This window comes from Bernardetia aquimarina (assembly GCF_042180575.1).
GTDB lineage: Bacteria > Bacteroidota > Bacteroidia > Cytophagales > Bernardetiaceae > Bernardetia.
In genome coordinates this window covers 2,111,066-2,124,051 of record NZ_CP170094.1, presented here as the reverse complement: position 1 = coordinate 2,124,051, position 12,986 = coordinate 2,111,066, and the positions used below count along the sequence as shown (strand labels likewise).

Genomic DNA, 12,986 nt, shown 5'->3' with positions numbered 1-12,986 from the left:
AGACGCTAAAAACTGAAAAAATGCACACACAAACCTTAAAATTTAACATATTTTTTGATAATTATCTTCATTTACTTTCAAGTGTTCTATAATTACACCAAAAATGGCTTTTTATTCGACTAAAAATTAAAAATTTAGGTTCTTCCGACAATTTAGCGATAATTTCTTAATTTAGCCTTTCTATGGATACTAACACAATAGCAATTTTATTAGGTTTTTCAGATTTTTCAGTAACGAAAATAGAATCTTCTCCACTTCGCTTAACTATTTATGGAGAAAGTAATTTAGCCGATTCTATTTGTCCTAATTGCTTGAAAAAGTGCAATAAAGTGACTTCTACTTCAGAACGTATTGTTCGTGACCGAAATATTTTAGACAAAGAGGTTTATTTACACTTAACTTCTCGTCAATTTCATTGTCAAGATTGTACTCGTTACTTTCAAGAAGTTTTTAGTTTTGTTTCTAAGCAAAAAAATCAAACTCATCGTTTGGAAAAATATCTTTATTTATGTTTGAAAGATAGCAGTTTCAAAGAAGTAGCTATCCGAGAAAACATACTTTGGGATGTTTTAGATGGTATTTTTAAAACCTATAGTAAACGTGAGATAAAAAAACACCTAGATTATTTTCCTCGACGTTTAGGTATTGATGAATTTGCTTACAAAAAAGGAAAAAAGGAATATGCTGTTGTTTTAGTAGATTTAGATACAGGTCAAGTTTGGGATATTTTAGAATACCGTAATAAAGAGTATTTAAAAGCCTATTTTTTATCCAAAGGCGAAGTTTTTTGTACTAGTATAGAAGTATTTTCTTGTGATATGTGGGAGGGATTTTCAAATACAGCAAAAGAAGTATTTCCTAACGCTGATGTAGTAATAGATCGCTTTCATTTTTTTCAGCATTGTAATAAAGTGCTAGATAGCATTCGTAAAGAATTACGACGAAAAGATGATAAAAACGTTCATTTCAAGCAAATAAAATGGCTTTTATACAAGGCATGGAAAGACCTTACTTATAAAGAAAGACGAGTTTTACTTAAAGCGTTTAGGTTTAGCTCAACGCTTAGACAGGTGTATTTTATGAAAGTGGAATTACAAAATATATTTAATACTGATTTGAGTAAACAAGAAGCTAAAAAACTACTAGACCAATGGATAGAAGAAGCTCAAAAAATAAATCATAAGGCTCTAAATAGATTTATAAATACGTTTAATTCTTGGAAAAATGATATTATTAATTTCTTCAAAGATAGATATTCTAACGGAATAGTAGAGGGAATTAATAATAAAATTAAGACCCTCAAAAGGAGTGGGTATGGGTTTAGAAACTTTCAAAATTTTAGATTGAGAATGATAGTCAAATTCATATAATCGCTAAAAAGTCGGAAGAGCCAAAATTTATTGTAATTTTTTAATACTAGAATTAATCTATTTTTAAAATTTTTGCTCTAATTATGCAATCTCAACCCTTTTAGCCTCTCTTAAAGTTCCCTTTTTGATTATAAATCATTGATTATTTATGATAAAAATGTAAACATCTGATTTTTAAGCAGTTATTTATTTTGTAATTGTGCCTATTCTCAATAATATTGGAAATTTCACTGTTCTGACTTCTTTATCTTTCCATGCATTTTCTAAATCTTGATAAATTATTTCTACAGCATCATTCTTTAAATTACTTGAATTTTTATTGTTATAATGTTTTACAGCCGACCATGTATTCAAATATCCTATTAAGTTTTCTAATGTCCATTCTAGCTCATTAAATAATTTCTTATTTTTTTTCAGCTCTACTTCTTTAAAAGGAAAAGGAATTATTTGATAATTTTCATCAATGTATTTTCTTTCTTTATCCCAATATTTACCCAAAATATCGTAATACAATTTGTTAATGATGGCATCAATTTCTTCATTAACTTCTAACTTGCCATATCCTAAAACCACAAAAACTCCTTCTTTTTTGAGTGTTCTGTTTACTTCTTGATAAAATTTATCAAAATCAAACCAATGAATAGCCTGTGCTACAATAATTAAATCAAAAAAATCAGATTTAAAAGAAGAGTTTTCTGCCTGTTCGATAGCATAAAATATATTTTCTTTTTGAACAGCATTTTTGATTTGATTCTGACTTATATCTGTAGCAAACACCTTTTCAAAATCTTGCGCCAACTTATCAGCCACCTGTCCGTTTCCAGTCCCAGAATCCCAAGCATTTTGTTTTTTATCCAAATAAGAATAGATAATTTCAAAAACTTCTTTGGGATAAGAAGGACGATAAATAGAGTAACTTTTAGAGTGCTGAGAAAAATTATCTTTCATAGAATTATGATTTGATATAAAATTATAAATAACTCAAATTGTGTACAAGAGAATTCCTAGTATGTAGAAAAGAGTTTTTTTATTTCCTAATTTTTAATTGCATCATAAATCACTTGTTGTATTCTCGTTCTAGTATTAAGGTTCATGAGCATTTTACTTTCTCGTGTGGGATAAACTCTATTAGACAGAAAAACAAAAATCATTTCAGTTGCAGGATCAACCCAAACCATTGTTCCTGTAAAACCAAAATGCCCATAACTCAGCGCAGAGGCATCTTTTGCTGTATTTCCATTCGGACTCCATTCCAAAAGAGGTTTATCAAATCCTAATCCTCGTCTGTTTCCATCTTCACAAAACTGACAACGTGTAAATTCTGCAATCGTAGTTGGCTTGAAAAAAGTAGCTTCTCCATAACTTCCCCCATTCAAAAATAGCTGTAAAATTTTGGCTACATCATTGGCATTTCCAAAAAGTCCTGCATGACCAGAAACTCCACCACGCATGGCAGCAGCTTCATCATGAACAGTTCCCCAAACTAACTCCTTTCTAAACAATGAATCTCTTTCAGTAGGAACAATTCGATTTCTTGAAAACTTTTCTAAAGGTCTGAAAGTAAGTGTAGGTGCAGATAAAGGTTTATAAAAATGAGTTTGAAGAAAGTTACTGAATTCCTCTTGTGCTATTCTTTCAATAATTTCGGGAGATAAAATAAAACCCAAATCGCTGTATTTATATTCTTTTGTTGCCCACAGTTTCGAATCTGCAATGATTTTGAGCATATTTTCTTCGTAATAATCTGTCTTTATAAAAAGATTTTCGGCAAGCTGCGTTTCAAAACCTTTTTCTTTCTTATTTCTAAAAATATCTCTTGGAAGAACCTTATGATTTCGTGTTTCTTTGTGTCCAAAATCAATAAAAGGAAATAATTGGGCTTGATGTGTCAGAATATCCTTCAAAACTAATGTATCTTTATTTGTACCTTTAAAGAAAGGCAAAAAATGAGATAGAGTAGAATCTAAAGGCAAACGATTTTGGTCATAAATAGCCATATATGCAGTCGTTGAAGCCAAAATCTTGGTAACAGAAGCCAAATCGTAAATATCACTTTTTTCTGCTTTTGTAGTAGAATCGTAAGTATGAAAACCAAATGCTTTTTGATAAATAACATTTCCTTTCACAGCCACCAAAACTTGTGCGCTCGGCATTGCCTTTGCATTCATTGCCTCCAAAACAAGTGTATCTATAAGTCGAAGGTCTTGTGATTTTATTCCTACCTCTTCTGAAATGGTATATTTTAGTCTGTTTTTTTTCGTAAAAATCCCACTTCCTTCTTCAAAATTGGGTAAAATCTCATTTTCCAAAACTCCTCTTGCAGCTACTCCACCACAAAGAAGTTGAGCTGATAATTCTTCTGAAATTGAATTATAAACAGGGCAGAATAAAAGAGCATTTGTTAGTAAAAGATTTTTTTGATTTCCTTTTATAAAACTTCTATTCTCAAAAACTACCACAGAAACAGGTTTTGAAGAAGCAAAGATAGAAATCTGATGAGCTATAAAATTAGAAAGTGTATCTATTTTATCATTTTTCCCTATCAAAAAAATAATTTCATTAAAATTATCCAAACTCTGAAAATCAGCAGCAAGTTTTAGAGAATCTCCAGAAGGAATAATATGAAAACTTGTAAAGTCAGCATACAAATTGATATTCTCTTCAAAAATAGAAAATGATTTCTCCGAAATACTAACAATAGCTTTTCTCTCTTTAGCCAGATTTTGAAGAGGGATATGATTACTTTTATTATGAAGCAAAACTAAGCTAGATTCTATCAGTTTTCGCTTCTGTAACATTGTTTTTGGGGCATTCCAATCTTGCCACCAACTGACACAGCCTCCTATTGAAAAAGTGAGAATAATAAAAAAAGAAAATAGAAATATTTTTTTTGTAGATTTTTTCATAGAAAAATAATTGGACTGTCTGATGTTTGTAATTAAAGAGTAATTTAGTTAGAAAAAGCCATTTTGACAAAGCTATTTTTCTATTACGCAACATTACTTTTTAGAAAATTAGAGACTATTTATAGAATAAGTCTAAAAAAGAACGTTATTTTTGAGTAACTTATAATCTATCTTTGTTTTTTGCTGCTTTCTGAAAAGTATTTTTGTCAATTCTCTATGTTTATTTATGTATCAAACCATCGAAATTTATAAAGAGGTAGTCATTCAAATTGCTACTCCCAAAGGCTCTGGAACAGGGTTTTATCTTCGTAATCATAATATTATTGTTACTAATCATCATGTTATTGAAGGATGTGCAGAAGTAGCAATAAGTGGGAAAAATGTCCCTAAACAGCTTGCAGAGGTTTGTTTTACAGATACTCGGCTGGATTTGGCTTTTTTGGTTGCGCCTCATTCCGAGTCAGAAATAAAAATGCCTACCATTGATTATTCACAAGAAATATTGAGAGATGGAGAAACTATTGTAGCCATCGGACACCCCTATGGACTCAAATATACCACTACACAAGGAATAATTTCGAAAGCAAAACGATTACACAACGGCATTAATTACATTCAAGTAGATGCAGCCATCAATCCTGGTAATAGTGGAGGTCCTTTAGTAGATAATGCAGGGCGAGTAATTGGTGTAAATACCTTTATTCATAGAGAGGGAACAGATTTGGGTTTTGCGCTGCCTTCCAATTATTTGGAGGAAACACTAAATGATTTTGAGAATTTTGGGAGAGAAAAAGCTGTTCGTTGTGGCTCGTGTACCAATGTTATTTTGCTTCCTAAGATTCAAAATTCTTATTGTCCTTCTTGTGGCTCAAAACTTATTGATTTTACAAAAGAAGTTTATACGCCTGTCGGAATTGCACATTTGATAGAAGAATTAATTACACAATTAGGCAAAAATGCAAGTTTGGCTCGTGCTGGTGCAAACCGTTGGGAAATGGTAGAAGGAAGCGCAACAATAAACCTTACCTACAACCCTGAAAGTGGTTATATTTTTGGCGATGCTTATTTGTGTAATCTTCCTAAAGATAATATTGGCGATACCTATTCTTTTTTATTGCAGCAAAATCATTCTTTGAAAGGGCTTCGTTTTAGTGTAAATGGACAAGATATAATTCTATCTTTTTCTATTTTTGGACAATACCTAAAACTTCAAACTGCCGTAGATTTAGTTAAAAATCTCTTAGAAAGAGCTGATTACTTTGATAATGTATTGGTCAATGAATATGGTGCTACTTGGAGAAGGCAGGAAGAATGGTAAAATTTTAAATCAATACTTCAAAATGGAAATAGTTTATTTTTTAGCGAGTTTATACAAATATATATTTATACTTTCTGGCTGTATTGCAGTCATAGGATTTGGCTTTTTTATTTACTCTATTGATATTAGAAATCCAGAAATAAGAGAGAAGAAAAAAAATACAGGTTATTTTTTGATGGGGCAAGTTATCTTAGTGTTATTCATTTTTGTAGCTATTTCTAATTCAATACAGGCTGATTATCTAAAACATATAAGAAAATTTGCTGGACAAAATAACATTACTGTTTCAGTAAATAATGAACCTTTAGAAAAAGAGTTGTCATCAATTCTTATTACTCATTTATCTAATTTGAGGGAGTTACCAGCACATCATTCTTCACCCACCGATGCTTTTTATGTTACACTTTTTCACACTAATAAGCAGAATCAACAAGATAGCATACGTTTTATTTTTGCACAAGATAGCAATATAGAAAACGAATATTGGATAACTGTTGAAACTGAGAAGCCTCAAGATGACAAAAAAGAACTTTATTTAGAAAATGAATTGGGAAGAATACAAGTTACTGAACCTTCCCTTATAAGTAGTTAGACAAAATTATTAAATATTTTTTTTATCTTTGTTTTATGAGAGGAAAAAAACGTTTTATTAGTTTGAGTATAGAGGAAGTATCTTCCTTAGAGCAAGGTTGGAAAGAAGGTAAATCATCAACTTTCCGTACTCGTTGTCATTACATTCTTTTAAGCCATCAAGGAAAAAAGGTTAGTGAGATAATGGATTTTTATCAAGTTACTCGCCAATTAGTTATTCGTTGGTTTAATCGGTATGAAAAAGAGGGCATAGCAGGATTAGAGACGAGTAAAGGACAAGGTCGTCGCCCTATTCTTCGTATAGATAATGAAGAAGAAATGAATAAAGTAGAATCTCTAGTTGAAGCCAGTCCTCAAAGTTTGAAAGTAGTTGTTTCTCAATTGGAAGAGGAATTGGGTAAATCTATGTCAGTCAAGACTTTAAAAAGGTTGCTTAAAAAAAAAATGGTGTTGGAAACGCTTCAGAAAAGTAACTGTTAAGAAACCTGACCCTGTTGTATATGAAGAAAAAAAACGTAGTTTAGAATTTCTCATTCTTTTATTTTTAGCAGGCTGTATAGATTTGCGTTTTTGTGATGAGTCTTCCTTCAATTTAGAACCCAATGTTCCTTATGGTTGGTGTAGAATAGGAGAACAAGTAGGCATTAAAAGTAGTAAGGGAGGTAATTTAAATGTATTTGGATTGCTTAACTTGCGTGGAGAACTAAGCAGTTTTGTAAGCACCCAAAACATTAATTCTAAAGTTATCATTGATTGTATAGATCAGTTTGTAGAAACAATTGAAAAAACGACTGTTCTAGTGTTAGATAATGGACCTTGGCATATTTCTAAAGAAATAGAAGAGAAAATAGAGGAATGGGAAGAGAAAGGAGTACTTATTTTCTACTTACCTTCTTACAGTCCACATTTGAATCCCATAGAAACACTATGGAGAAAAATCAAAATAGAGTGGTTAAGACCTCAAGATTTCACGAGTAAAGAAGACTTACATCAAGCTGTAAAAAATATTCTAAAAAAATACAATAGTAAAAAGTATAAAATTGATTTTACTATATATAAAGGAAAATTGTTACGATAATTATGTCTAACTACTTAGAACGACTAAATAAGCAATCTAAAAAACAATAATCTAATTACTTTGAAAAACTCTTTTTACTCAAACGAAGTAGAAAGAGTTTTTTTGTACAATTCTCTTTATAAATCCATATAATTTCCTTTAATTTACAAAAAAGGCAAAATTTTTATTTGAATTCTCATAAAAAATAAGAATTTTTGTTAGTCTAATACACAAATTCAATTTACAATTTAATTTTATCCCTCTTTAATGGAAAATATCATTTACTTAGTGCCTCTTTTTGGGGTTCTTGCGCTTATTTATACAGCTATTCGTTCGGCTTGGGTCAGCAAACAACCTGCTGGCGACGAAAGAATGACTACGATTGCTCGCTACATTGCCGAAGGAGCAATGTCATTTTTAAAGGCTGAATACAAAGTAATGGCTGGTTTTGTAGTCATTGCTTGTTTGGGTTTGTTTTTCTTAGGAATGACAAGTGCAAATTCACATCCTGCGATTGTAGGTTCATTTATTATTGGTGCTGTTTTTTCTGCATTAGCAGGTTTTATTGGAATGCGTATCGCTACAAAAGCCAATGTAAGAACAGCAGAAGCTGCAAAGACAAGTCTTTCTAAAGCCTTAGATGTTTCTTTTACAGGTGGCGCAGTCATGGGAATGGGTGTTGCTGGTTTGGCTATTTTGGGAGTTGGTTCTCTTTTTATTGCTTTTTACTGGTATTTTGTGCAGCGTGTAGGAGCAGGAGTAAATGGTTTTGAAATGGAAATGGCTCTTGAAGTTTTGACAGGATTTTCTTTGGGGGCTGAAAGTATTGCTCTTTTTGCTCGTGTAGGAGGAGGAATTTATACAAAAGCTGCTGATGTAGGAGCTGACCTTGTAGGAAAAGTAGAAGCAGGGATTCCAGAAGATGACCCTCGTAACCCTGCAACGATTGCAGATAACGTAGGAGATAATGTAGGAGATGTAGCAGGAATGGGAGCAGACCTTTTTGGTTCGTATGTAGCAACTATTTTGGCTGCCATGATTTTGGGTAGAGAAATAAAAGTTTTTGATGAGTTTAATGGACTTTCTCCAATCTTGTTACCAATGATGATAGCAGGTTTGGGAGCAATTTTTTCTATTGTTGGTGCTGCCTTTGTTCGTGTAAAAGAAGGTGGAAATGTACAAACAGCTCTAAATATTGGAAACTGGGCTGCAATTTTACTTACTGTAATTGCTTCTTACTTTTTGGTAGATTGGATGTTGCCTGAAAGCATGAGTTTTAGAGGCTTTACGTTTTCTTCAATGGGAGTATTTTGGGCAATTGCGATTGGTCTTGCCGTAGGTGCAGCCATGTCTTACATTACAGAATATTTTTGTTCGATGGGAAAAGGACCTGTAAATTCTATTATTAAACAATCTGCAACAGGTGGAGCGACAAATATTATTGCAGGTTTGGCTGTCGGAATGCACTCAACAACTCTTCCAACGCTTGTTTTGGCTGCTGGAATTGTAGGAGCTTATGCAGTAGCTGGGTTTTATGGTGTTGCAATGGCAGCAGCAGGAATGATGGCTACAACAGGAATGCAGCTTGCCGTAGATGCCTTTGGTCCTGTGGCTGATAATGCTGGTGGAATTGCAGAAATGAGCCATTTACCTCCTGAAGTGCGTGAGCGTACAGATATTTTGGATGCAGCAGGAAATACTACGGCTGCTGTTGGAAAAGGTTTTGCTATTGCTTCGGCTGCCCTTACTTCACTTGCTCTTTTTGCTGCCTTTGTTGGTATTTCTGGAATTAGTGCGATTGACCTTTATAAAGCTCCTGTTTTGGCTGGACTTTTAGTAGGTGCAATGATTCCTTTTGTATTTTCGGCTTTGGCAATTTCTGCCGTAGGTCGTGCAGCGATGGAAATGGTAAAAGAAGTTCGTCGTCAGTTTAAAGAAATCAAAGGAATTATGGACGGAACAGGGACGCCTGATTACGACCGTTGTGTTCAGATTTCTACAAAAGCTGCCATTCGTGAAATGATGTTACCAGGGGCGATTGCGATTATTGTTCCTATTTTGGTAGGTTTTGGTTTCAAAGGAGTTTTTGCAAATGTGAGTTCTGCTGAGATTTTGGGTGGACTTTTAGCAGGTGTTACTTCGTCAGGTGTTTTGATGGCTATGTTCCAATCAAATGCTGGTGGTGCGTGGGATAATGCTAAAAAATCATTTGAAAAAGGGGTAGAAATTGACGGCAAAATGTACTACAAAGGTTCTGAACCTCACAAAGCTGCCGTTACAGGTGATACAGTAGGTGACCCTTTCAAAGATACTTCGGGACCTTCGATGAATATTTTGATTAAACTTATGTCTATTGTTTCTTTGATTATTGCGCCTCATATTAGCGTAAATGAAGGAAATCATTCAGAATTAGAAATTCCTGTTCCAAAAATTATTCAAGTAGAGAATAGTCAAAAGAATACGCAAAAAGCAGATTTAGCTTTCAATTCTAATTCTAGCAAAATTATTATTTCTGATTTTAAGAAGTAAATGCTAGGGTAGGAAAAAGCGTGCCTTTTCCCTACAAACTTCTATAATAAAAAAATCCACTTTCTATCTTTTTTGATGGGGAATGGATTTTTTTATGGTTTTATGTAGCTATTTCTGTTCTTAGCATCACACTAAGAACTATAAAAACTAAAAGTGTCACGCTTGTGTTAGTATGAAATACAAAGAGTGATGCTTAAATACATTTTAGGGTGGCAGTTACGAACAGGTGGAGTTCAAAAAAATCATTAACGACCTTTATTCAATGTCTTTTTCATCCGATTTCCGATACTTTTTAGCATTTGCATTGCATGCTCAGGATTTTTTGTCAGATGTTCAATAAATTCAGTTTTTGCCATTGACATAATACGCAAATCATTTTTTGCGACCACATCAGCAGTTCTGACATCATCAGTAAGTAATGCTAATTCGCCAACTACTTCTCCTTGTGTAACAACAGCAAGTATTTCACCAGTATCAGGATTTATTACTTCTGCTTCACCCTCAATAATCACAAAAGCAGAATACCCCAATTCTCCAGCTCGAATTATATATTCGCCTTTTTTGTAAAAAAAACAAGTATAAGATTTAAGAAAATTATAGAGTCGATTATTTTCAGCGAAGCTATAGAAAAAATCCGTTAAATTTTTTACATCTAGAATTACGGGTAAAAACTCAAGTCCACTTGGAGTTTTTAATGTTTCTTCTGTTAAAGCTTTAAAACCAATTCGGGTTAGTAGTTTTGCTATTGGTGGATTTATAGGTGCAATAACATGGCTTACATTACGAGATGCACCAAAATAAGTAGCCATCAATATTAAACTTAATGCAATATGTTGATTTCTGTAGGGCTCTGTGACACAAAACATACTGCAACTTAGCAATGTATATTTTTCTGGCAAGTGAGAACGAAAATTATAATAGTCATCGGCTGGAAGACCCATTTGGGAGTCCGTATTAAGGCGCAAACCACCAACAACCTCATTTCCTTTTAAAACAACCAAATTGCTTGTTGTGTTATATGCATCAAACCTATCAATCACTCTTCCATCTGGTGTAGGATTAAATAAACTTTCTTCTTCACTAAATACTTTATGTCGTATTTTTAGTAAACTATCTATATGTACAGGGTCATTTGTTAATGTGATTTGAACAGGCATTTTCTTTTATTTTGATACTGCGAAAACTAGATATTCACCATGATGTAGCTCCCCATGTTTGATGTTTTTTAGGTAACGTTTTTTCAACTGATTTGTTGCAGCAATATCATTGATTTCATAATTTTGTTTATCCAAAAAGGCTTTCATATTTTTTTGTTCTAACAACCATTTTAATGGTTCCGACTTAAATTTAAGATAGATGCGAAGTAGAACGCCAACATTATTATTCGGGCTATCAATTGGTTCAACGCAAGTAAAAATAAAGTTTATTGGTTGGTTTGTTACATTTTTTAATGTATTAAATAAACTAACTACTTCCGACTCGGTCAGATACATTAATACACCTTCACAAATAAAAATAGTTTTACGATTTGAGTCGAAAGATGGAAAGTTTTTCAGTGTTTTACCTGTATCCTCTTGACTTAAATCTACAGGAAGCAAATGCAAGTTAGTAGGAGATTTATCAAAAAGAGCTTTTGCTTTTTGTTTGTTTGTTGCTGGATGGTCAATTTCTATAAAATTTACTTCTGGGTGTTTTTTATGTAAACGCCATGCTAATGTGTCAAAACCTGCTCCAAGGTTTACAACTTGGGTAGCACCATTTTTTATTCCTTCACATGTAGCATCTTCAATAAATTGTTTGCGTAAAACGTAATGCAAAGTTATACCTGGCATTAATATCTTTTCAACTAATGGAGCAAAAAATCTTGTTACTTTGCTATTTAGTTGTTTCAAACGTTTTCGACCCTCAGCAGATGCATTCAAAATTTGTTTACCCACAATTACTGTCTCTTCTGATACTAATCCTTTGTATGCTGGGTTTATTGCACTCAAAAGTTGACCTTGCAATACTGTGTAAGCAGTGGAACTAGCTTTATCTTCTTTCATATAACAAATTTTATTTCTGTATGGTTTGTTTACAAAAATGTATTATAAATATTTACCCCCTGCTGTCGCTCGCAAGATTGCCCTCGCTTGACTCTGCGAGTGAACAATATGTATTCGGCATCCCTACCGTGTATTTGGATTTCTAAATTAGCACAAATCTAATATTTTAAAGTCAGAATCAAAAAAAGCATAACTAAAATACTAAATACGAAAACCACAGCTACAAGCCGAATACATATAGAAGGCATTTACAAATAAGTGTGAACAAATCTAAATAGTTATTAAAAAGCCGTAGTGTTGTTATAAATAAAATTATCTATTTTTCATTTACTATCAACAACTACGACTATGACAATCACCAATCTAACCAAAGAATTTATCGAAACAAACTTAGTAGTTTATCTTCCTGTACCTAAGCGAGGTCGGAAACTGAAAGCAGAACTTTGGCGTTACGTAAAAGCTATTATCCATAAATTAAAAACAGGCACTCAGTGGTCAGAACTTCCTGTACAACAGTTTTTTAACATTGATATTTCTCCTAGTGCAGTATTTAACCACTTCAATAAATGGTCAAAAATAGGAGCTTGGAAAAAACTTTGGACAGCTCTATTAACTAAAAATAAATCCAAACTAGCCCTTTCTAGTATGCAAGTAGATGGTAGCCATACTCGTGTCCATAACGGAGGTGAAAAAGTAGGATATCAAAAACGTAAAAAAGCTAAAACAAGTAATGCACTTTTTTTTACAGATAGCAAAGGAATCCCTGTGGCTATGAGTCAAATTATGGAAGGAAACCACCATGACAGCTATAAAATTGAAAAAAATATGAGAGAGATGTTTGCTGATTTAGAGCGTTCTAAAATTGAGACGAATGCACTTTTCTTAAATGCTGATGCAGGATTTGATTGTAAAGGTTTCCGTCAAATATGTGAAGACTATGAAGTTATTCCCAATGTTAAACATAATCCTAGAGGTAGCAAACTGTCTGTTAGTGAGTACATTATGGACGATAAGTTGTATCAAGATCGCTTTGTTGTAGAACGTACTAATGCTTGGTTAGACGGATTTAAAACACTTTTAGTACGCTACGAAAAAACTGTACAAAACTGGAAGAGTTTTCACTATATTGCATTTGCTTTAATACTTATTAAAAATAATTAAGATTTATTT

The 12,986-nt window shown here is 32.8% G+C and carries 10 protein-coding genes and 1 pseudogene; 7 read left to right on the top strand and 4 right to left on the bottom strand.

What is annotated here, in order from left to right; all coding sequences use genetic code 11:
• The first annotated feature begins 182 nt into the window (after positions 1-182).
• Positions 183-1,370, top strand: a complete 1,188-nt coding sequence (locus ACE193_RS08950) for an ISL3 family transposase (protein WP_375558606.1) — start codon at positions 183-185, stop codon at positions 1,368-1,370.
• Positions 1,371-1,556: 186 nt separating this feature from the next.
• Here ACE193_RS08950 and ACE193_RS08945 read toward each other — a convergent pair whose 3' ends face one another.
• Together ACE193_RS08945 and ACE193_RS08940 are read right to left on the bottom strand one after the other, a co-directional pair.
• Positions 1,557-2,318, bottom strand: coding sequence for a class I SAM-dependent methyltransferase (locus ACE193_RS08945; protein WP_375562647.1), 762 nt, complete (start codon positions 2,316-2,318; stop codon positions 1,557-1,559).
• 86 nt (positions 2,319-2,404) lie between these two features.
• Entirely contained in the window at positions 2,405-4,276 is a 1,872-nt protein-coding gene (locus ACE193_RS08940) for a serine hydrolase domain-containing protein (RefSeq protein WP_375562646.1), read from the bottom strand.
• A 226-nt stretch (positions 4,277-4,502) separates the two neighbouring features.
• On the opposite strand from ACE193_RS08940, the gene ACE193_RS08935 reads away from it, so the two are divergent.
• From ACE193_RS08935 to ACE193_RS08915, 5 genes and pseudogenes are all read left to right on the top strand, one after another.
• A complete protein-coding gene (locus ACE193_RS08935) occupies positions 4,503-5,594 on the top strand; it encodes a trypsin-like peptidase domain-containing protein (protein WP_375562645.1) in 1,092 nt (363 codons plus the stop codon).
• A 22-nt stretch (positions 5,595-5,616) separates the two neighbouring features.
• Positions 5,617-6,186 (top strand): hypothetical protein, encoded by a 570-nt coding sequence (locus ACE193_RS08930; RefSeq protein ID WP_375562644.1) that lies wholly within the window; start codon positions 5,617-5,619, stop codon positions 6,184-6,186.
• Positions 6,187-6,221: 35 nt separating this feature from the next.
• Positions 6,222-6,665 (top strand): helix-turn-helix domain-containing protein, encoded by a 444-nt coding sequence (locus ACE193_RS08925; protein WP_375558679.1) that lies wholly within the window; start codon positions 6,222-6,224, stop codon positions 6,663-6,665.
• 31 nt (positions 6,666-6,696) lie between these two features.
• Positions 6,697-7,263, top strand: a pseudogene (locus ACE193_RS08920) (IS630 family transposase); the annotation flags it as partial.
• Positions 7,264-7,509: 246 nt separating this feature from the next.
• Positions 7,510-9,771, top strand: a complete 2,262-nt coding sequence (locus tag ACE193_RS08915; protein ID WP_375562643.1) for a sodium-translocating pyrophosphatase — start codon at positions 7,510-7,512, stop codon at positions 9,769-9,771.
• Between the two features lie 245 nt (positions 9,772-10,016).
• Here ACE193_RS08915 and ACE193_RS08910 read toward each other — a convergent pair whose 3' ends face one another.
• Together ACE193_RS08910 and ACE193_RS08905 are read right to left on the bottom strand one after the other, a co-directional pair.
• Positions 10,017-10,928: a cyclic nucleotide-binding domain-containing protein gene (locus ACE193_RS08910; protein WP_375562642.1), complete on the bottom strand. Its 912-nt coding sequence runs from the start codon at positions 10,926-10,928 to the stop codon at positions 10,017-10,019.
• A gap of 6 nt (positions 10,929-10,934) precedes the next feature.
• On the bottom strand, positions 10,935-11,816 hold the full coding sequence (locus tag ACE193_RS08905; RefSeq protein WP_375562641.1) for a class I SAM-dependent methyltransferase: 882 nt from the start codon (positions 11,814-11,816) through the stop codon (positions 10,935-10,937).
• A 348-nt stretch (positions 11,817-12,164) separates the two neighbouring features.
• Between ACE193_RS08905 and ACE193_RS08900 the strand changes: the two genes are divergently transcribed.
• A complete protein-coding gene (locus ACE193_RS08900) occupies positions 12,165-12,977 on the top strand; it encodes an IS5 family transposase (RefSeq protein ID WP_375560620.1) in 813 nt (270 codons plus the stop codon).
• The last annotated feature ends 9 nt before the right edge of the window (positions 12,978-12,986 follow it).